Genomic DNA, 20,807 nt, shown 5'->3' with positions numbered 1-20,807 from the left:
TATCCCTAACTGCCTGAGCGGACCGATCGGCACTACTGAACCAACCGTCACACGCCGCACAGGCTGTCGGGAACAAGCATCGGAGCGAAGGCATACGTGGTTGATGAATTGCAGCACTACCAAAACGAGTTCTTGCTAGCGCCCATAAAAGTGCTCGCGGCGGTACACGCGAAGCCAACCCGACCCATCAAGCGAGTTGATCCGCCGATTTCGACGTGAACATCGCGCAGATGCTGCGCGATTACTGGCCCTGTCGAGCGTATGGGACCCACCCCGAAGTGCAGAGATGTGACCAGAACCCCCACTCCAGTACTGGAGAGCGGCGAACCGACAGTTATCGGCCAGTGTCGTGCCATGTGACCTGACAGCACTGAAAGGCTGGGTCCGGGAATCCACTTGCGCACAGTGATTGACGGAGACGTCCGAATGAAAAAGTCCCGCGGCAAATACTGCCGCGGGACTTGCACCAAACTAAGGATCGGAACCTCGATTTTGGTGACATTCTCATTGAGCAGCGTTGCGCTTGCCTGCCGGGGCACGCCCGTCTGTGAAGGGCGGCTTCTCAAAGGGCACATCGTTGCCCGAGGTCACACGCGGGTCCTTCGCGTCCTTCAGGATTGAGAGCAGTCGGGCCGACATCTCCTGTTTTGCCTTGGCGTAAGCGGGATCAGCGGCGACGTTCTTCACCTGCTGCGGGTCCGACTTCAGATCGAACAGCTCCTCCTCCGGCCTGGGAAGGAACGCGTATTCGAAGAACCAACGGATCGACGGACTGTTGCGATTCATCACCAGGAACGCCTTGGTCGGACTGGCGTCCATGTCGGCGAAAGCTGCGTAGGTGTTGTTTTCCAGATCGTCCTGGGCGGGCGTCTTGTCGCCGGCGGCCCCGGCGGCATCGCCCAGCGGCCAGCGGTCGGGCTTGAAGTTGTGGATGTACAGATACTCCGGCGTCCGCAAAGCCCTTTGCGGGTAGGGCAGGTTATCGGCCCTGGCGGTGGCAACATGGCGCTCGCGCCCGGTGACGACCCAGGTCCGGGTCGGGTCGATCTGCCCCGACTGATCCGACTTGAGCACATTGAGCGCGCTCTTTCCGGTCATCACGTCCGGCGGCTTCACACCGCCGATCTCGCAGAACGTCGGCGCCAGGTCCATCAGGTTGATGTAGTCGTCAACCACCCGGCCGCCCTTCACGCCGGGTACCCGGGCGATCAGGCCGACATTCGTGCCGTAGTCGTAAAGGTTGCACTTTCCGCCGGGAAATCCGGGAGCGCCATGATCGCCGCTGACAACGATGATCGTCCGCTCCAAGTCGCCGGCGGCCTCGAGCGAGGTCAGGATCACGCCGATCGCTGCGTCCCACGCCTGGATTTCGCCGAGATAGTCGGCGACGTCCTGCCAAACCTCGGGCACGTCGGGGAAGAACTGCGGCAGCTTGCCCTTGAGCGACTCCGGCTCTATTCCCCAAAGTGCTTTGCCGGAGCCCTTCTCCCATTTGCGATGTGTGTTGGTCGGCCCGAACCAGTACAGCCAGGGCTGGTTGGGCTTTCGGTCCGCCAGGAAGGCACCAAAGTTCCCCTTCACCTGATCGAGCAGCTTCAACTTCGCGGCCTCGATCGGCATGCCCTGTTTCGCCATCGAGGTGACGTTTTCGGAGAAGTTGTTGAACTGCCCGCCGGCCTTCTCGTAGGCATTCTTGCCGCCGCCAAAGGGGGCATCGTTCGGCGTGCCGGGGCTCCAGACCTTGTACGTTTCGCCGATGTGATACCCGGCATCCCTCAGCAGATGCGGGAACGACGGAATGCTCGGGTCCCAGACCGCGCCATTCAGAATCGCGCCGCGACCGGTCCGAAAGAAGTACTGGCCGGACAGCAGCGAGCTTCTGCACGGCGTACAGGACGGCGCTGTCACAAACGCATGGCGGAACACGACACCGTCGTGTGCCAGCCGATCGATGTTCGGCGTCTTGACGATGTCGCTCGGCGTAGGCCTGCCATCAAGCCCGGCGTAACAGCCGGCGTAGCGGCAGAAGTCGTCCGCAAAGAGGAAAAGTATGTTCATCCGCGGCGCGGGCTCAGCGGCGCGAGCCGGACTATTGGCCAGCGCCAGCAGCCCGAGGACTGCGAACAGCCAAAGACGACGTGAGATCAAGTGCTTCAAGTTCTCCTCCGATGGGCCCAATCCTGCGCGAAAGTCGTTCCGACTTGCACCCTACGAACGTGCACAATCTCTGAGTATTCCCTCGCTTGCGGAAGGATTCGGATGACGTCTCGTGACTTTGTCACGGCTCTTCATCCAACCACCGCGGCCGAAACTTCGAGTTCCACTGATCGAAGTAAAGGTTGTTCCCATCGATCTCGATCTCACCCCGCTGGAAGTCCAATGGCTCGCTCCGCAGCGAAGGTTTGGCCGGCACCAGCGGGCGGCCGTAGTCGACGTTAACGATCAGTCGATACGCGTCCATTCCGCCGAAGAAGAACTCGCGGATGCGGAGATCGTCGCTGGCGCGCAACCCGTAGGAAGGATCGACGGGAATCCAGCCACACGGCTCGACATAGCATTCGCACCAGTCGTGCATGTTCCAGCGGACGCGCTGGGTTTGCCATCCTGACTGCCAGCGGGCGGGAACGCCGGCGCAACGGCACATCGCGATAAAGAGCAGTGCCTGCACGCCGCAATCGCCGCGCCGGCGCGAGATCGCCCGCTCGACCAGGCTGGGGACGATGCCGTAGTCCTCCTCGGCGTTGTAGGCGATGTTGGCACACACCCAGCGGAAGATGCGGCGGGCGCGCTCCAGTGGCTCCCGCTCGGCACCGACGGCGTCGGCCGTCGCGGCGCGGATCGGTTGCGAGAACACGACGTGTGGCCGGCGTTCGGTCAGATCGGCCTCGGTCGGCCTATCGTCGCGAGCTGATGTCTTTGCCAGCAACGGGCAGTACGCAGACGTGGTGAACGCCATCGTCGCGGCGAACCGTACCGGCTCGTCCGCCGACCGCACGCGATGCTCCAGGTAAACCGACCGCTGTGGCGTTGCGGTGGGTGCGACGAACGCGACAGCCGGCGAACTCGACACCAGTCGAACCGCCTGCTGCTGTCGATATTCCTGCGGAAACGGCAGCCAGGCGCGGACGATCGCACCGGCGACCAGGCCCGGCGTACCCGGCGGCACTGTCAGTTCCAGATCGACCTCCTGCCGGATCGGCACCACGCTGGCCTTCCCCGTCGCTTCGACCTGTGCGATCACCCGTTCGAGATGCTGCTCGAGCGTCCACCCGCCCGGCGAGTCGGCCGGGAGAACCTTGCGCCGTTTCGCTTCTTCGCAGAAGCGGAACAGATTCGCCGGCTCTGCTCGAAAGTAGGCCTGCCTCCCGTCGATCACGCGGTGCTGCAACACGCCTTCCGTCCGCCATCGGGCGAGGTCGGCGGCGGTCACATCAGGAATCGATTCTCGCAGCTTCGCGACGATTTGCCCCTCGTCCAGGCCATAGTCCCGGCGGATCCAGCGTAGAACTTGTAGCCCCTCCTGAGCGGCGATGCTGCCGGGGAGTCGCCGAAGGATGGCCTCGGCCTCGAGCAGCCTGCCGCTGGCCGCTTCAGATCGTGCGGCGGCAATCTCGGGCTCGTCGCTGGTCCAGAAGAGACTCGCACCGCCGGTGTCGCTGCTCATACGGTCAGTCTACTCAACGCGGCGGATCGGCGTCGAATCGACTGCCGCATTACTGCCGCGGCCGGTAGAATGCCGGGGCCAGATCAAGTCTCGACAGCAACTCACCGGAGGGTCGTATGGGTCTGCTCGAACCAGCCTCGAAGGGATCAGACAGGCCGGTGTTCCGCAGCGGGTCTGCGTGGCATTGGGTCGCGTGCGTCGTCGCCTTGCTCGTCGCAGCGACCGCGATCGCCGGGCCTGCCACTCGACCCGTCAACGGCAACCGCCTGGCCTATCTCGATGAGCCCGCCGACCCGTACTACGTCCACCGCGATTTCCCGAAACTCATTACACCGCAGTGGGTGGGCGAGGAAGGCGTCGATGCCGTCATCACCCTCGGCATCGACGACATGCGCGACGCCGCCAAGTACGAAGCGTACCTGCGTCCCATTCTCGACAGGCTGAAGAAGATCGACGGCCGAGCACCCGTCAGCATCATGACGTGCAAGATCGACCCGGCGACGCCGCAACTGCAAACCTGGCTGAAAGAAGGCCTGAGCATCGAGGCCCACACCGCCGACCACCCCTGCCCGATCTGGAAGGTCGGCGATTTCGCAGCGGCGAAGAAGACCTACGACGACGCCGTCGATCAGATGGCCGCGATCCCCAACAACAAGCCGGTCGCATTCCGCACGCCCTGCTGCGACTCGCGTAACACGCCCAGCCCGCGCATCTACTCTGAGATCATGAACGCCGTCACGCCTGGCGGGAAGTTCCTGACCATCGACAGCTCGGTGATGAACATCATCACCGCGAACGACCCCGAGCTGCCGCGCGAGCTGGTGATGAACCCCGATGGCACCGAACGGTTTCGCCGGTATGTGCCGTTCAAGAACTTCGTCAACACGATCGAAGACTATCCCTACCCGTATGTCATCGACGGCGCGATCTGGGAGTTCCCCTGCGTCACGCCGAGCGACTGGTCGGCGCAGAACGTCAACGGCAAGAACAGCCCGCGGACGGTGGAGGACTGGAAGGCCGCACTCGACGCGATCGTCATCAAGAAGGGCGTCTTCAACCTCATCTTCCACCCGCACGGCTGGATCAAGCCGGAGCAGATCGTCGAGCTGATTGACTACGCGCAAGCGAAATACGGCAAGCGGGTGAAGTTTTTGAACTTCAGGGAGTGCCAGGAGAGGCTGGATAAGAACCTTCTGGCGGAGGAGCCGATCCGTGACACACGCGATCCGAAGAACCCCGGCGATGACAATGGCGTGCGGCTACTGGATGTGAACAACGATGGATACATGGATGTCGTGATCGGGAACACACGAAAGCGAGCGACTCGAATCTATCTTCCCGAAGCCGATTCCTGGGCGACTATCGGAACCCTATTTCCCGTCACTTCCTCTGCGCCTGACGGAACGAAGGTCGTCGTCCCCCGTTTTGCAGTGTTGACTGCAGATGGACATGCCTGCGCACTTGCCATTGACGCGAAGTTTGGCAATGCCGCAGACATGTGGCGGTTCAACGGAGATCGGTGGCAGAGAGACGACGACCTTGCCGGGCACCTCATCCAAGCCCCAAGTCAGCGCGACATCCGGTTCCGCGATATTGATGGCGATGGCATCTGCGAAGTCATTGCTTTGAAGGGAGCAAAAGGTGTCTTTCGATTGAGCGATGGATGGTTGCAGAGTATCCCAGGCCCGGATCAACTCTGGCACCAAGCAGGTGCAAACGAAATTTGGAATGGAAGGCTTATCGACCTCAACGAGGACGGTCGTCTCGACGCCGTGTACTCTGACGATGAAAAGATCTTCGTGCGTTGCTTTGAGTCTTTCGAGGCAGGTTGGGCGCCTCATCTTGTCTACCGCAAGCGAGCAGAGGACAACACCGCTACGGAGTCTATTCCACCATTCTTCCGCAACGACAAATCCAACAACGGCTTCTTCGTCCACAGCCGCGCCCTCTGGTGGCAGAACGAAGACACTGCCAAGGAACCCGACCTTGTCATCAAGCGCACTTTCGCGGAACTGCTCGGCAACCAGATGCCGGAGCCGCGGTCGCCACGGGCCTCGCTCAAGTCCATCCAGACCCGGCCCGGTTTCGAAGCCCAACTTGTCGCCGCCGAACCGGTCGTGCAAGACCCTGTCGCATTCGCGTTCGGCCCCGACGGCAAGCTCTGGGTTGTCGAGATGGGCGACTACCCGCTCGGCGTCGATGGCAAGGGCAAGGCCGGCGGGAAGGTGAAGATCCTGACCGATGCCGACGGCGACGGGTTCTACGAAACCGCCACCACCTTCCTCGACAACCTGCCGTTCCCCACGGGTGTCACGCCGTACCGCAAGGGCGTAATCGTCACGGCGGCGCCGGACATCTTCTACGCCGAAGACACCGACGGGGACGGCGTCGCCGACAAACGGGAAGTCCTCTTCACCGGCTTCTCCGAAGGCAATCAGCAGCACCGCATCAACGGACTTACCTACGGCCTGGACGGCTGGTTCTACGGCGCCAACGGCCACTCCAACGGCCAGATCAAGTCGATCAAGACCGGAAAGGTGGTCGACATCCGCGGCCGCGACATTCGGCTGCGGCCGGATACCGGCGAGTTCGAAACCTGTGCCGGCGTCACGCAGTTCTTCCGCTCGCGCGACGACTGGGGCAACTGGTTCGGCAACGACAATACGCACCCGATGTTCCACCTCTGGGCCGACGAGCAGTACCACCGCCGCAACCCGTTCTACGCCGGCGCCACGGGGCGGATCGAGGTGCCGCGCGTGCCGGGCGCGTCGCCGGTCTTTCCGATCAGCCGGACGCTGGAGCGGTTCAACGACTTCCACACGGCGAACCACTTCACGTCTGCCTGCTCGACGATCGTCTACCGCGACGACCTGTTCGGCCCGCACTTCGCCGGGAACATGTTCGTCAGCGAGCCGGTGCACAACCTGGTCGCGCGGCAGGTCATGAAGCCGGAGGGGACGACGTTCCACAGCGATCGCGCGGCGGACGAACAGCAGTCGGAGTTCCTCGCCAGCACCGACAACTGGTTCCGCCCGACGACAATCCGCGTCGGCCCGGATGGTGCACTCTACATCGCCGACATGTACCGGCTGGTGATCGAGCACCCGCAGTGGATCCCCAAGGATTGGCAGGCGAAGCTCGACCTGCGCGCCGGGGCCGACAAGGGCCGCATCTACCGCGTCGCTCCTGTCGGCGTGGCAAAACGGCCGATCCCGCGGCTCGACAGGATGACCGCCGAGCAGCTCGTTTCCGCGCTCGATTCTCCGTCCGGCTGGCAGCGGGACATGGCACAGCAACTGCTCGTGGAGCACGGCGATCGGTCGGCCGTTCCGGCGATGAAGCGCATGGCAGCCGAGAGCGGTAATCCCCTGGCTCGGCTGCACGCGCTCTGCACGCTCGATGTGCTCCGACAGATCCCAGGTCTCCCGCCGGATCCGAAAGTCCCCGCACTTACCGACCCCGCCACCGCACTCGCCGACGCCCTCGTCTTGGCTTCGACCGATGTGCATCCAAGTGTACGGATGCACGCCGCTCGGCTGAGCGAGCGATTTGCGTCAACCCACGCGAAGCTTGCCGATTCGCTCGTCAAAGCTGCGAGCGATGCCGACCCGCAGGTTCGCCGACAGGTCGCGTATTCGCTCGGCGAGTGGGACGATCCCCGCGCCGCCAAGGCGCTCGGTGACATTCTTCTCAAGAACACGGACGAGCCGATGATTGTCGCTGCGGCGATGACGTCGGTTCGCCCTGCCTGGCTGCCGGAACTGGTCAAGCAGGTGACCGGCCCGGAGATCGCCCCACCGCCGGGCATCGTGACACCGCTGACCCGCATGGCGGCGGCGCAGAAGGATTTCGAAACGCTCGCCGTGCTACTGGCCAACCTCGCTGGTGAGGAAGACAACGCGCCGCCGGCCTGGCGATTCAACGCCGTCGCAGCCGCCTTGGACGCGGCGACTGCCGAGAACCTCCACGAGGATCAGCTCGTGCGGCAGATGCTGGATACCCATTCCAAGGCCGGTCAGTCGGCGTGCTTCCGCCTGTCTGCACTGCGCGACAACGCCGAGCGGGCAGCCTTCCGCACCAGCGAGCCCCTCGACCGCCGCGTCGCCGCACTGGCGATGCTCGGGCGGCCGACGGCGAAGATCGACGAGGCGATCGACAAGCTGCGACGGCGGTGCCTGACGCCACAAACCCCGGAAGCGGTGCAGGTCGCTGCAGTCGCCGCGATCGTCCGGGCCAAGGCAGACGCCGCACCGGCTACCCTTCTGGCATCGTGGAAACAGGCATCCCCCATCGTCCGCAGCGCGATGCTCGATGCGCTGCTGTCGCGTCCGGCCTGGGCTGCAATGTTGCTAACGGCCGTCGAGCGAGACGAGGTTAAGCCGCAGGACATTGACGCGGTCCGGCGGCAGGCGCTGCTAGCTCATAAGGATGAGAAGATCCGCGGCAGGGCCGGCGTCGTGCTCATGCGCGGCGGAAACGCCGATCGTCAGAAGGTGCTCGACACCTTCGCGCCAGCCAAATCCTTGCGCGGCGAGGGGGTCCGAGGCGAAGCGGTGTTTGTCAAAGCATGCGCGGCGTGCCACGTCGCCGGCGGCAAAGGAAACGCCGTCGGGCCCGATCTGTCGGGCATCGGCGACAAGTCTTCCGAAGGCCTGCTGACAGCGATCATCGATCCCAACCGCGCCGTCGAACCGAAGTACGTCAGCTATGTGATCGAAACGAAAGCCGGTGACACGCTGAGCGGCGTTCTCGCCGGCGAAAGCGGCGCGGGCGTGCTGCTGATTGCCCCGGATGGAAAGAGAATCGAAGTCCTGCGGGCCGACATCGTAAGCCTGCGCGGCACCGGACTGTCACTAATGCCCGAAGGCCTGGAAGCAGGGCTGACAGCGCAGGACTTTGCCGACCTGATGACATTCATCCGGCAGGCGAAGCCAACGGAAATGCTTAAGACGAAGTGATCGAGTCAGGCGGCAAGCGGACCTTCGATCGCGCGGCGGACCAGTCGAAGCAGTTCGCGGGGGTCGATGGGCTTCTGGATGATGTCACAGGCACCGTTGCGGAGTACCACCCGGGCGGTGGCGACATCAGCCTCAGCGGTCGCGAAAACTACCGGCGTCGCGGCCGACAGCTCGCGCAGCTTCAGTTGCACGTCAAAACCGTTCATGCCGGGCATGTTCATATCCAGCACGAGGCAGGCGCATTCATCGGGCTTGAACGCGGCAAAGAAGGACGCGGCCGAATCGAAGCTGTGGGTCCTGAGACCGCCGGATTCGATCGCAAACTCCGCGAGTTCCCGGCAGATGGGATCGTCATCGACGATGTATACGGTGGTGGACTTTCGCATCGGGTAACCTTGCGGGGCGACGATAGGGCCAAAAGGCAACGCGTCGACAATCGATCCTGCAAGGAATGTCGTCCCCAGCCGCGGGGCACTTGAATGCCTCGCGGCGCGAGGGATTTCCCCACACAGCTCGAACCGGATCGCTCCACTTCCTGCTGCTGACCTCGTTACGGGCGGCCGATATTGCGTAGAGATCAACTGCGCCATGGCGGGGTCGCCGTGCGGCGTGGCATTGGCATCCGTCGAATAGCTGGTGGCACCTTGCCGCCCTTGCGACCCTACTCCTCTTACCAGAGCAACTATGACCAGCTCCCGCGAACGCCCGGAGGACTCCTCGCTGATCGGCCGATTCGGCCTGGACGCGTGGAGTGTCGGTACGTTCATGCTTTCTCTCACGGCGACGGGGGTTCTCTGGCTGGTGGTGGGCACCGGAATCAGTGCCGACGCGCAGAAGGCCTTCACGCGCGAGAGTGATGCAAGGTACTTCGCGTCTCGTGAAAGCTTCGACCGAACCTTCTCTCTGACCTACGACGCACTTCGAACCATGGCCCTGCTCCCGGGCGTTCGCAACATCAATCGCCACGCAGAGGGGTTTGACGGCGATCCGCGCGAGACGGTGCAGCAGCTCTACAACAATGTCGCATCGCACGTGGCGGTCTCCGAGATCTACATTGTCCCCGGCGACCTGAATCCCGATCAACTCGATCCTGTCACCGAGAAGATGCAGGAGCCGATCATCTCCTTCGATGAGATCATCGTGGGCAGAACCGGCGACCCTACGGGCGGGCACGCCCACGAGTCGCCTGGAGGGTCCAGAGGCGAAGGGAAGCTGGAAGAGGTTGAGATCTATGAGTACCGGGAGATGCAACGGCAATGTGCCGTCTTCGCGTCACGTTACCCAACCGAAGCATCGATCGAAGGATTGAAGTATCCCGCGATGACCAGCAAGCCGGTCATTACCTGCGACAACAGCGAGTTCACCGCTTCGGCGCTACGGGCGGGCGACAATTCGGCTCGGATGGGTATTGTCTATTCGGTGCCGTTCTACGGCATCGACGGACGCTTCAAGGGAATGATCTGCGCGATCATCCGCACGCGAATCCTCGAACGGGCAATAGACGACCCCTTCTGTCTGGCGTTTCAGAAGTCGACCGGAATGACGATCAGGTCGTCACAGGCGACCACCCCGATCGACCCTGCGCATCAGCTGGCGATCGAGAACCATTCGCGGCCACCCGGCATGGCCTACCATCGCGCCGAACCTGCGGGCGTTGTCGATCAGAACCCGTGGGTCTTTGCCAGTTCCGTTCCGTCCACCAGCTTTGATGCCAACCAGCTGATCGCCTCGACCCAGCGCGAACGGGCGACGATGCTCACGGGCGGTTGCCTGTTCAGCGTTCTGGCCGCGGCGATCGTCTGGTCGCTCAACAACAGCCGCCGTCGGGCGATGGGGATCGCCGAGCGCATGATGGCGTCGCTACGGCGGAGCGAGGCGAGCCTGGTCGCGACGAACCGCGATCTGGAAGCCGCGCGCGACGCCGCCGACGCAGCGAGCCGCGCCAAAAGCGAGTTCGTCGCGAACATGAGCCACGAACTGCGGACGCCCCTCAACGGCATTGTCGGAATGGTGGAACTGCTCGAGATGACATCGCTGGACCAGCGACAGCGACGCTTCGTCGATACCACCCGGCGAAGCTGCCAAAGCCTGCTGTCGGTCATCAACGACATCCTGGACTTTTCCAAGATCGAATCGGGCCAGATGGAGGCTGAGGCCTACGGATTCGACGTGGTTGAAATCGTGGAGCACGTAGCAGACCTGTTTTCGCGCCGGGCAGACGAGAAGGGCATTGCTCTCAACGTGTCGATCGATCCGAAGGTGCCCCGAAGGGTCATCGGCGATGGTGCAAGGCTCAAACAGATCGTCACCAACCTGGTTAACAACGCGTTGAAGTTCACCAACAAAGGTGAAATCACAATCCAGTGCGAGCCCTGTCACCCACCCGAGTTCCCGGCACCGCGAGCCCAAACGAACGGCACGCCGGCTGATGAATCGATCCACCTCCGGTTCCAGATCGTCGATACCGGGATCGGGATACCGCCGGAGAGGCTCGATCGCCTGTTCAAGTCCTTTTCGCAGGTCGACGCTTCCACGACACGCCAGTACGGCGGCACCGGGCTGGGACTGGCGATCTCCAAACGGCTTGCCGAATTGATGGGCGGCCGGATAGGCGTCAGCAGCACACCCGGCAAGGGATCTACCTTCTGGTTTACCGTACGCCTTTCGGCATGCCCGGAGCAATCGGCGATCGAAGTGGTGACTCGCGAGGTCGCGCGACTGCACGTGATCCTGCTGTCCGACAGCGGGCACAGCACCCGCCAGGTGTGTGGCTATCTGAAAACCTGGGGCGTTGATCACGCGGTCACACCAACGGTCGAAGCGGCGATGAACCTGCTGCAGGAGAATGCCGCAATCGGCCGCGCGTTCGGGATTGCGATCGTCGATCTTGACCCGAGCGCGACGAACGGCCCCGCCCTGGCCCAGGCGGTGCGAAGAGCCAAGGCCCTGCCAACCCTGCGACTGATTGCCCTGTCGAATCTGGATAGCCCCCTGTCGGTCAGCGCGCTTCATGCCGCAGGCTTCCACCGATGCCTGACGCACCCGGTCCGCCAGTCGGCGCTGTTCGACGCGCTGGCGAGCACCATTCCAGGTGTCGTGTATCCCGGCCTTTACGATCGTACGGATTCGGTGGCCAATGCCCCCGCCACGGGGGTGCGAATACTGGTTGCCGAGGACAACGAGGTGAATCAGCTGGTCGCCGAGCAGTTGCTCACGCTACTGGGATTCACCTGTGACATCGTTCACAACGGACGGCAGGCGGTCGATGCGCTGTTCAACGTGGATGGCCCGACGTACGACCTGGTGCTGATGGATTGCCAGATGCCGGAACTGGACGGCTTTGCCGCCACGGCCGAAATTCGCCGGCGCGAATCATCCAAGCCCTGCCGCGGGCGTACGACGAAGGTGCCGATCATCGCGCTGACCGCCAACGCTGTGACCGGCGACCGCGAGCGATGCCTGGCGGCCGGCATGGACGGTTATGTGTCCAAGCCGCTGGATCGGGTACGTCTTGTCGAGGCGATCCAGTCTGTTCTGCCATTACCAGAGGTCGCCGACGTGTCGGACCCCAGCCCGGCTCTGCCAACGGTCGAGGTGGCGGAGGCGACCGGGCAGGCCGCCAGCAGTGACTCGTCGGCGATCGATGTACCCCAATTGCTCGACCGCTGCCTCGGGCAGTCGGCATTCGCCCGACGCATCCTCAACGCATTTGAACGGCAGTCGGGGACGTACGTCGACGGCATCGCCAGAAGCATATCGACGGGCGACCGAGACGCGATTGCTGCTTCGGCCCACGCGCTGAAGGGCGCTGCCGCGAGTCTTGCCGCGACCCGGCTGACCGACTTGGCTCGCCGGCTGGAGGAGCTGGCGGCCGCGGCAGAGATTCCATCGCTCGAAGCGATGGTGCAACAGATCGCCACGGAGATCGAACGATGCCGGATGTTCATCCCCGGGGCGCTGCCGACGTCGCCAGCCGAAACAGTTCAATAGGAACGGTAAAGGCCGCCGGGACGTGTCCCGGCGGCCTCTTCCGCATTCATGAGCCCGTCCGCCCTCACGGCTGGGGGCTCACGTGTCATGACAGTCGGCATGGGCTGTCGTGAGCAATGGTTTCCCCTTGAGCAAGCCTTGGTTAGGCGTTGCCCCAAGTGACCCAGATCTCACAGGCCGCGAGCTGGGCGGGGGTGAGGTCAACGAACGGGTTGCCGCCGGTGTTGTCCGGGCCCCACGGATTACGAACGCGAACGTTGGTCACCACGCCGGAGCTGTTTCGCGTAACGCTGGTCACCGTGTAGCAGTGACCACCGACCAGCGGTGAACCCGCGGCCACGCTGCCGGTGCAGATGTCGGTCGACTGCCAGCTGTTCCAGTGGGTGTAAATCGAGTTGGCGACCGCAGCCGAGCTGCCGCCGGGGGCGAAGTAGGACTGACCGACCGACTGGACGTTGAACTGCCGCATGGAGTCGGCCGGGTCACCGCCAGCGAGCGAAGCGTAGGTGTTCGCGCCGGTCCGGTGATGCGTGTACGCCTTCTCGACAAGGGCAGCCCAGAGGCTGTTGCCCTGTCCGAGGCCCTGGTAGGTCTGGTCGTTGCTCAACGCGCTCTGAGTCGGGAGGTCGGCGTCCACGCGGTAGAAGCTGTTACCGAGCGATACGCCGTAGGTCCCGTCGCCGAAATCGACGACCATTCCGCGGATCCGCCAGGGGCTGTCCTGGGCGACGGCTCCGAGTGGGGCGAGAATCCAGCAGTCGCCGACGGCTTCCTGGTCGATATCGTTGGCGCTGGGGCCGCTGCTGCCGAACAGGGGGTTGCTGGAGAAATTCTTGTAGTTGGTGCCGTCGGTGGGGTCGGCAATGTTGTCGCCGTTCAGCGACTTGTCGGCGCCGTTGCGGAAACTGGTGACCATCTTGACGGTGCGGGTGTTCTCGAACGCCGAGGCGTCGGTCACGGTGTCATTGAGCGAGAAGAACAAGAAGCTCTGGCGGTCGCCCCACATGACGTCGGTGCCTGCGCCGCCGGTCAGGGTGTCGTTGATGCCGCCATCGATCGCGATGAGCGTGTCGTTGCCGTCGCCGCCGCTCATGGTGTCGGTGCCCGCGCCGCCGTTGAGGTAGTCGTCGCCGGCATAGCCGAAGAGGGCGTCGTTGCCGTCGTCGCCGATGAGCTTGTTGGAGGAGAAGTCGGCGGCATGAAGAGTATCGTTGCCGGCGTTGCCGCGGACGATATCGAAGCCGTTGTTGTCGAGAACGGCGCCGGCACCGAAGGTGCCACCGTCGGCGAGGTCGTCGCCGTCTTCGCCGTAGACCTTGTCGTTGCCGCCGCCGCCCTGCAGCTGGTCGTTGCCCGCGCCGCCCATGACCAGGTCGTTGCCGCGATAGGCGCTGGCATAATCGTTGCCGGCCTGGCCGAAGAGGCTGTCATTGCCCTGGTAGCCATAGAGGGAGTCGTTGCCATCACCGCCGAGGATGGTGTTGTTGCCGTAGTCGGAGGCGTGGAGCGTATCGTTGCCTTCGCCGCCGTCGATGTAGTCGTTGCCGGTGTTCTGGGCGTAGACGGCAACACCGCCGACACCGCCATCGATCCAGTCGCTGCCGCCCATGCCCTTGAGGTTGTCCGTTCCGCCGTTGCCCTGGATGGTGTCGTTGCCTTCGCCGGTGACGATGCGGTCGTCGCCCATCCCGCCATCGACGACCATGGGAACCGTGACCAGGAGATTCCTCAGGACAAGCGAGTCGGTGGTGATGATCTTGGTGTTAACGACGCTGGTCTTGAGCAGTGCGGTGGTCGTCAGGGAGCCTGCGGCGGCGTTGGCGGCAAGCGTTACCGGCCCGGCGCCGAGCGTATTGAACTGATCGTTACCACCGTTCAGTAACGCATTGATTTTCGCGACGCTGCCGAGGGCGAAGTTGTAGGTCGTGCCGTTCTCGACGACCTTCAGCGAAAAGGCCGAGTTCGAAATGGTGTAGGTATCGGCCGCCTCGGTGCCTCGAATCTCGAGCGAGTTGCCGATCAGGCTGACGCTCATCAACTGACGCTTTTCAAGAGTCTCGAACGACATGGCAGAAGCTCCCATGGACGAAATTGGTTTTCGATCGTTAAACGCCTGTTCCACACTTGTGGGGGCGTGACTTACGTGAATTGCGGGCCACTTTCGGGGCCCCTTGTCGCCCCTGCGAAAAGGCAACATGGTGAGAGACAGGGAGCTACGGAATGGGACGGACTGACCTGAACAGGGGGTGGCTGTAATGATCGGCCAGCGGTGTCGTTGGGACGCGCGGCGGGCAAGAATCGAAGAGAATGCGGTTGGTTCTGAGCGCAGCAACTGATTGCCGACAGCTGCCGGCCCGGCTTTCATTTCCGTACCGACCGCGTCATTGCAGGCGAAGTCGCCTAAGATTGAAGGAAATGAGTCACGACTCGGGTCTGCCGACAGGCGGATACAATTCTCCCGGCGACAGCGGCCATGGCCTGGTTGCGCCGCTATTCCCCTTGCCCAACGTGGTGCTGTTCCCCAAAGCGGTACTCCCGCTGCACATCTTTGAAGAGCGGTACAAGGTGATGACACGGCAGGCCCTGGCCGGCAATCGTCTGATCGCGATGGCGTTGCTTCGGCCGGGATGGGAGAAGAGCTACTACAGCCGACCGGCGATCGAGCCGGTGGTCTGCATCGGTCGAATCGTTTCCCATGAAGAACTCCCCGACGGCCGATTCAACTTTCTTCTGCAGGGCGTGCTGCGAGCCAGGGTGACTAAAGAACTGTCCGGCCCCGGCGACGACAGCGAACACCACACGCCCTACAGAACGGCAGCTCTGCTGCCGATCGAACAGCGGATCAGCGACGAAAGTGCGCTCGAAGGAGGTCGCGAGGCACTCCACCAGCTGTTTTCAGAGACATCGCTCGGGGAGACACCCATCGGACGAAAGTTCGCCGAGTTGACCCAGTCAGCCCTGTCGACATCCGATCTGGCGGACTTGGTTGCGTACAATTTTGTGGACGACATCGCGTTGAAGCAGAAACTGCTCGCCGAACCCGATGTTTCGAGACGGATGACCGAACTGTTGCTGTCACTTGGGACGACGGCGGGCAAATCGACCGTGTCGCCGTCGGTGCGAATGTTCAAGCGACCGGGACTTAACTAGCCGGCGTTCAACCTGCCGGGCTTATCGGTGTGAATCCGGGTGAAACCGTGTTGCTTCCAAGGGGTACTGTTTGAAGATTCGGGGTGTAAAGCGATTTCCCTCTTCCGCCGCGTTGATCTTGCGGCTGTTTTCAGCAGAATCACACCCACGCGCCGGGTCGCAGCGGAAGGATCCGGCGTAAACCCTGGTTGCAGTAAGTGGTTGAATATGACGCACTTTGCGTCGGCAGCGAACCGATAAAAGAGAACGAGGACGGCTCTCCGATTGCGATACGTGCCTTTGCAGGCAGGTGCCGCTTCGGCCGCTTCGGGTATGTGGTACTTCGCCTACGGCTCCAATCTCAACTCCAAAGCTGTCGTGGAGTGGTCTCGCCATTTCGGGCACAAACCCCCGCCCATGAAGCCCGGCAGGCCCGCAGTCCTCGATAACTACCGACTGTCCTTCCCCATCTTCAGCGAATACTGGGGCGGCGGTATCGGCGATATCGTCTACGACCCCGGCAAATACGTCATGGGCGCGGTTTTTGACCTCTCCGACACCGACCTGGCGATCCTCGACCTCAAGGTCCAGCGCAAACTCGACACCGGCGGCAAAGAGATCGGCGTCTATCGCCGGATTGAAGTGGACGTCGCGCCCCTCGGCAAAGGTAAGCCGGTCAAGGCAATTACCTATCAAGGCGTCAGCGTGGAGCGGTATCACATCCCGCCCACACAGCACTACATGGACCTGGTGATTCAGGGCGCCTACAGCTTCGGCCTGTCGATGATGTGGATCAGCTATCTGCAGAGCTTCAGCACCCAGCAGGGCCGCAAGCCCCGCCCGCCCGGTACGGGAGACGCCGACCCGCGGCTGTAGGGGCACACGGCGTGTGCCCTGGCGGCTGCCGTATCACCTACGGCTTCTTCGCAACGATCTGAAGATGCGCCGCCCTGCCCGCCGAAGCCGGGTCTTTGCCCAGCTCTTCCTCCAGCGCGATCAACCGCCTGACCGCCCCTTCCTCCTGCTCCAGGATGTACTTGTTCTGCCGCACCGGCAGAATGGTCTTGCCATCGACCGCCAGCACCTCGAACCCGACTTTTTCGAACAGCTTTCGCAGCGAAGCCGGCGTGAACGTCGTCAGTTCGAATCGCTCGCGTTCGTCGGCGGTTAGCCAATTCGTTCGGCCGGACCGGACGAACTCTTCGAGCGCGGTCAGGTTGCCTCGCTCGATGTAATGGTCGAGCGCGGCGAACTTATTGTCGGCGGTCGCGATCACGACGCCACCAGACTTGGTCGTACGAAACATCTCCCGCGCGGCGGCGGCAGGATCGGAACAGATGCTCAGTGGGTCGCCCATCGCCGTGGTGAGCATGAAACTATCGTCAGCGATCGCCGAAAGGTCGACGATGTCGGCGACGAGCAGGGTCGCCTTCTTCGCCTTGGCCTCGCCAAGTTCGTCTACCTTCGCCCGCGTCTGCTCCACCATCGCGGCGGCGTTATCGACGAACGTCGTTGGGAAGCCACTCTTGAGCAGCTTCAGACCCCATTTGCCCGTCCCACAACCCAGGTCGCAACAGCCAGCGTTGGCGTCGCGCGGAAGGTAGGGCTTGATCATCCGCCAGGTTAGTTCGTCGTGGAACGCCCAGTAGGGATCGTCGTAGATCGAGTCATATTGCCGGGCGACGCGGTCGTGGTACCGACGGGAAGCATCGCGCGGCGGACGGGGAGGACGTGCCATGTGGGAAATGTAACGGCGCGGACCAGGAATGACGACGCGCGGACCCCGGTTACTGAGCGCTGGATAAGTTTAGCGCGAGTTCCGCGCCTTCGAAGCACGAGCGGAGCAACGCCTGATTGCCGCCTACGTCGTCCAAGTGTCGCTTGGCCTCGGCGTGAAGTTTCTCCAACTCCCCAATCGTGTGGTTCGCCATCCGGTGGTACTTCGTCAGGCTCCATACGCCTTCCACCGCATTGAGCTGCGGCGCGTAGGTCGGCAGATAGTGCAATCTTAAACGCGGGTACTCCGCCGCCAGTTCCTTCACGATTGGCGACTTGTGTGCCGAGAGGTTGTCCCAGACCACATCGATCGTTTTGTCAGGATACTCGACAAGCACGCGGTGCAGGAACGCCGCCGCCTGCTCGCCGCGGACGTAGCTGTCGGGATGGAAGTCGCACACGAGATCGATCTTCGCCGTGGCGGCGTGCAAGACCACGGCCCCCAGCACGCTGACTTTCTGCTGCCGCCGATTGCGGTAGGCGACGACCGGCGTCTGAGCGATCGGGGCCCAAGTCTTCTTGACGTTCGGCGTCATCATGAAGCCGACCTCGTCGGCCATCAGAATCACTCCGCCGGACTCGATACTTTTTTTAGAAGTTCCGGCCAGAACTCCGCCCGCCAGGCGGCCACCTTCACCGGGTCGTGCTCGCGTGCCCGACGTTGGGGCTTCTGATGGGAAAAGCCCATGTCTTTCAGCATGACGCCGATGTGGTCGTGGTGGTACTTCACCTGGAACTCACGCTCGATCAGGTCGGCGATCAGCTGTTGGGTCCAGAGATACTTGTCGAATCCGCACTCCCTGGGCGTCTTGAGCAGCAACCCGGCAAGAGTCTTACGCTGGGCCTCATTCAGCCGCGACGGGCGTCCGGGTGGTTTGCGCGACACCAGTGCGTCACGGCCGCCCTTGCGGTATGCCCGCCGCCAGGCTCGGACGGTCTGGTCGTCGACCCCAAGGTCTTTGGCGATTTCGGCCGGCTCGCGATCCTGCTCGAACATGTTGGCCGCGATGCTCCGGACCCGATCCCACTCCTGGCGTGTTCCTTTCTTTCGCATGGCGCGGATTTACCATCGATCCGCAGAGGGCGCAAGGGGTTGCGCGCTATGAAAATCTAGCGGTCAGTAGCCGCGACGCGAAGCGGAGCGTGGAAGCTCAGACGGTCGATAGTCGATCGGTTGACCGAAGTCGTTGATGTCCGGCGCGATCCCCTTCGGGTCGCTGCTAACCATGCATGAGGGCGCTATTCGTCCGCTGCCTTCTTCTTACCCTTGCCCTTGCCGGCGCCTCCGGTTGCCTTGTCGGCCGCGTCAGGCTGGTTCTTTGTCGGCATGACCTTGCCCAGTTCGGCCTTGATCTTCGCGTTCTCCGTATGGCCGGCGACGTTGGTGTACTCCAGCGGATCCTTCGCTTCGTCGTAAAGCTCCTCCCCACCATCGGCGTAACGGATGTACCGCCAGCCCTCGCTGCGCACCGCGTGGTTATTGAAATGGAACGTGGTCATCGCCGGCGTGTTCCACTCGGCCTTGGGGTTCTCCAGCAGCGCGCGAATGCTCTTGCCTTCGACGTGTGTCGGCGTGGGGATGCCGCAGAGGTCGGTCAGCGTCGGGTAGATGCTCATGAAGTCGACCGTCCGCTCGCACAGGCCTGCCTTGGTGACGCCGGGGGCAACCCAGATCAGAGGGGCGCGGGTGGACTCTTCCCAGAGTGCGAACTTGCGCCAGTGTTCCTTCTCGCCGAGGTGCCAGCCGTGATCGCCCCAGAAGACGATGATGGTGTTGTCGCGATATTCGCTTTTGTCGAGGGCGTCGATCAACCGTCCGACGTTCATGTCGCAGTAGGCGATCGCCGCCAGGTAGCCTTGCACGGCGTCCTTCCACCGGCCGGAAGCGAGAATCGCGGCGTGGTCGCCTTCGGGCTTGGCCATCTTCACGCCGGCAGGCGGGACGTCTTTTAGATCGCCTTCGATGTGCGGCGGGAGCTTGATGCTCTCGAGCGGGAACTTGTCGTACCACTTCTGCGGCACGTTCCAAGGCATGTGCGGCTTGTGAAAGCCGCAACTGAGGAAGAACGGTTTGTCCTGCTTCTGCCGAAGTTTATCGATGCACCAGTCGGCGATACGGTAGTCGGCCAGGTCTTCGTCCTTGCAGTCGAGCGGCGCGAACTTAATGCCGCCAACGCCATCATTCCCTTTGGGCTTGGGCTCGGGTCCTTCGTTCTTCAGGTATTCGTTCCACTCTTCCTTCCGATCGAATCCGCCGTGATAGATTTTTCCGGCCCCGTAGGCGACGTATCCGGCATTGCGGAAGGTGGCGGGCAGGCATTTCTCAGGACTGACGACCGGTCGCCAGTCGTTGTTGTTGTCGTAAACACCGGTCGTGGCGGGCCGCAAACCACTCATGAGCGCCGCGCGGGAAGGATTGCAAACCGGTGCCGCGCAATACGATCGGCTGAACGACACGCCACGGGCGGCGAGCTTGTCGATGTTCGGCGTGCGGGTCTGTTCGTTGCGGCCGAGATATCCGACCCAGTGGTTCAGGTCGTCCACGGCGATGAAGAGCACGTTGGGCTTGCGGTCCGGCTTGGCCTGACCCCACGCCAGAGTCGGAAAGACGACGAACGCCAGCAGGATCAACGCAGAATGGGTCAGAGGTTTCATCGTGAGGTGAAACGGATGCCAGCGAGGGATATTCCGATCGTCTCTGAAGGCACAGGCGATCAATCGTGTCCCTGAACCCTGCCCGTGAAACGCGCCTTGGTCGTAATGCAGTGATAGGCAAGCGTGCTCTTCCGTGACATCGCCAGAACAGAAAAATGCCCGCGCCGGTCAACTTTCGCTGGCCGCCGCGGGCATCGGTTTTGAAGATCAAGTGAATCGTCGAGTCGTCAAGTCGCGACGTCGATCAGACGGGGCATCGTCTGGCGAGCATCGGTGTTGACGAACCGGAGTTACTTGGCCTTGGCGACCGTGATCGTCTTTTTGCCGCCCTTTTCGGAGACGACGCCGGTGACGCTGGCGCCTTCCTTGTCGGCCTTGCAGATTTCGGTGTGAAGGGCAGCGGCGCCGGGGCCGGCCGCGTAGTACTTCACTTCCTTGCCCTCTTCCTTGGCGACGACAACAGCGCCGCACTTGTCGGCTTCCTTCAGCGAGCACTTCTGGCACTTCATCGTGCCGGTGACAGTGGTTTCCTTCGCGGCTTCCTTGGCGGCAAAGGCGCTGACGGCAAAGCCCATCATGGCAACAAACGCGAACAGGGACATCATCTTCTTCATGGCGTGGTCCTTCCGGAGAAA

13 protein-coding genes are annotated in these 20,807 nt (G+C 62.7%); 4 read left to right on the top strand and 9 right to left on the bottom strand.

What is annotated here, in order from left to right; genetic code table 11:
- Positions 1-504 precede the first annotated feature (504 nt).
- Positions 505-2,157, bottom strand: a complete 1,653-nt coding sequence (locus tag IPV69_RS17665) for a sulfatase family protein (RefSeq protein ID WP_206291044.1) — start codon at positions 2,155-2,157, stop codon at positions 505-507.
- A 121-nt stretch (positions 2,158-2,278) separates the two neighbouring features.
- Positions 2,279-3,664: a transglutaminase-like domain-containing protein gene (locus IPV69_RS17660; protein WP_206291043.1), complete on the bottom strand. Its 1,386-nt coding sequence runs from the start codon at positions 3,662-3,664 to the stop codon at positions 2,279-2,281.
- Positions 3,665-3,780: 116 nt separating this feature from the next.
- Here IPV69_RS17660 and IPV69_RS17655 point away from each other — a divergent pair, with 116 nt between their 5' ends.
- On the top strand, positions 3,781-8,622 hold the full coding sequence (locus IPV69_RS17655) for a PVC-type heme-binding CxxCH protein (RefSeq protein WP_206291042.1): 4,842 nt from the start codon (positions 3,781-3,783) through the stop codon (positions 8,620-8,622).
- Between the two features lie 5 nt (positions 8,623-8,627).
- Here IPV69_RS17655 and IPV69_RS17650 read toward each other — a convergent pair whose 3' ends face one another.
- A complete protein-coding gene (locus tag IPV69_RS17650) occupies positions 8,628-9,008 on the bottom strand; it encodes a response regulator transcription factor (protein WP_206291041.1) in 381 nt (126 codons plus the stop codon).
- A 298-nt stretch (positions 9,009-9,306) separates the two neighbouring features.
- Between IPV69_RS17650 and IPV69_RS17645 the strand changes: the two genes are divergently transcribed.
- On the top strand, positions 9,307-12,612 hold the full coding sequence (locus IPV69_RS17645; RefSeq protein ID WP_206291040.1) for an ATP-binding protein: 3,306 nt from the start codon (positions 9,307-9,309) through the stop codon (positions 12,610-12,612).
- A 142-nt stretch (positions 12,613-12,754) separates the two neighbouring features.
- On the opposite strand, the gene IPV69_RS17640 is transcribed toward IPV69_RS17645, so the two are convergent.
- Positions 12,755-14,680 carry a C2 family cysteine protease gene (locus IPV69_RS17640; protein ID WP_206291039.1) on the bottom strand — a complete coding sequence of 642 codons (1,926 nt, stop codon included), beginning with the start codon at positions 14,678-14,680 and terminating at the stop codon, positions 12,755-12,757.
- A gap of 347 nt (positions 14,681-15,027) precedes the next feature.
- Between IPV69_RS17640 and IPV69_RS17635 the strand changes: the two genes are divergently transcribed.
- Together IPV69_RS17635 and IPV69_RS17630 are read left to right on the top strand one after the other, a co-directional pair.
- The gene (locus tag IPV69_RS17635) at positions 15,028-15,762 is read left to right on the top strand and encodes an LON peptidase substrate-binding domain-containing protein (protein ID WP_206291038.1); all 735 of its coding nucleotides are present in this window, start codon (positions 15,028-15,030) and stop codon (positions 15,760-15,762) included.
- Positions 15,763-16,035: 273 nt separating this feature from the next.
- On the top strand, positions 16,036-16,617 hold the full coding sequence (locus IPV69_RS17630; RefSeq protein WP_241180021.1) for a gamma-glutamylcyclotransferase family protein: 582 nt from the start codon (positions 16,036-16,038) through the stop codon (positions 16,615-16,617).
- Between the two features lie 37 nt (positions 16,618-16,654).
- Here the strand turns inward: IPV69_RS17630 and IPV69_RS17625 are convergent, their stop codons facing one another.
- From IPV69_RS17625 to IPV69_RS17605, 5 genes are all read right to left on the bottom strand, one after another.
- The gene (locus IPV69_RS17625) at positions 16,655-17,479 is read right to left on the bottom strand and encodes a methyltransferase domain-containing protein (RefSeq protein ID WP_206291036.1); all 825 of its coding nucleotides are present in this window, start codon (positions 17,477-17,479) and stop codon (positions 16,655-16,657) included.
- A 49-nt stretch (positions 17,480-17,528) separates the two neighbouring features.
- A complete protein-coding gene (locus tag IPV69_RS17620) occupies positions 17,529-18,077 on the bottom strand; it encodes an IS630 family transposase (RefSeq protein ID WP_206291035.1) in 549 nt (182 codons plus the stop codon).
- Between the two features lie 5 nt (positions 18,078-18,082).
- A complete protein-coding gene (locus IPV69_RS17615) occupies positions 18,083-18,571 on the bottom strand; it encodes a winged helix-turn-helix domain-containing protein (RefSeq protein ID WP_206291034.1) in 489 nt (162 codons plus the stop codon).
- A 185-nt stretch (positions 18,572-18,756) separates the two neighbouring features.
- Positions 18,757-20,172: a sulfatase gene (locus IPV69_RS17610; RefSeq protein WP_206291033.1), complete on the bottom strand. Its 1,416-nt coding sequence runs from the start codon at positions 20,170-20,172 to the stop codon at positions 18,757-18,759.
- A gap of 290 nt (positions 20,173-20,462) precedes the next feature.
- Positions 20,463-20,786 carry a hypothetical protein gene (locus IPV69_RS17605; protein ID WP_206291032.1) on the bottom strand — a complete coding sequence of 108 codons (324 nt, stop codon included), beginning with the start codon at positions 20,784-20,786 and terminating at the stop codon, positions 20,463-20,465.
- Positions 20,787-20,807: the final 21 nt, after the last annotated feature.

This window comes from Humisphaera borealis (genome assembly GCF_015169395.1).
Classification (GTDB): domain Bacteria; phylum Planctomycetota; class Phycisphaerae; order Tepidisphaerales; family Tepidisphaeraceae; genus Humisphaera; species Humisphaera borealis.
The sequence above is the reverse complement of the archived record's forward strand: the minus strand, read 5'-3'. Positions and strand labels throughout refer to the sequence as shown.

What these genes read in the sequence shown, in the direction of transcription:
- IPV69_RS17660 (WP_206291043.1), bottom strand. Translation starts at nt 3,664, where the DNA reads ATGAGCAGCGACACCGGCGGTGCGAGTCTCTTCTGGACCAGCGACGAG.
- IPV69_RS17655 (WP_206291042.1), top strand. Translation starts at nt 3,781, where the DNA reads ATGGGTCTGCTCGAACCAGCCTCGAAGGGATCAGACAGGCCGGTGTTC.
- IPV69_RS17650 (WP_206291041.1), bottom strand. Translation starts at nt 9,008, where the DNA reads ATGCGAAAGTCCACCACCGTATACATCGTCGATGACGATCCCATCTGC.
- IPV69_RS17645 (WP_206291040.1), top strand. Translation starts at nt 9,307, where the DNA reads ATGACCAGCTCCCGCGAACGCCCGGAGGACTCCTCGCTGATCGGCCGA.
- IPV69_RS17640 (WP_206291039.1), bottom strand. Translation starts at nt 14,680, where the DNA reads ATGTCGTTCGAGACTCTTGAAAAGCGTCAGTTGATGAGCGTCAGCCTG.
- IPV69_RS17635 (WP_206291038.1), top strand. Translation starts at nt 15,028, where the DNA reads ATGAGTCACGACTCGGGTCTGCCGACAGGCGGATACAATTCTCCCGGC.
- IPV69_RS17625 (WP_206291036.1), bottom strand. Translation starts at nt 17,479, where the DNA reads ATGGCACGTCCTCCCCGTCCGCCGCGCGATGCTTCCCGTCGGTACCAC.
- IPV69_RS17620 (WP_206291035.1), bottom strand. Translation starts at nt 18,077, where the DNA reads ATGGCCGACGAGGTCGGCTTCATGATGACGCCGAACGTCAAGAAGACT.
- IPV69_RS17615 (WP_206291034.1), bottom strand. Translation starts at nt 18,571, where the DNA reads ATGCGAAAGAAAGGAACACGCCAGGAGTGGGATCGGGTCCGGAGCATC.
- IPV69_RS17610 (WP_206291033.1), bottom strand. Translation starts at nt 20,172, where the DNA reads ATGAAACCTCTGACCCATTCTGCGTTGATCCTGCTGGCGTTCGTCGTC.
- IPV69_RS17605 (WP_206291032.1), bottom strand. Translation starts at nt 20,786, where the DNA reads ATGAAGAAGATGATGTCCCTGTTCGCGTTTGTTGCCATGATGGGCTTT.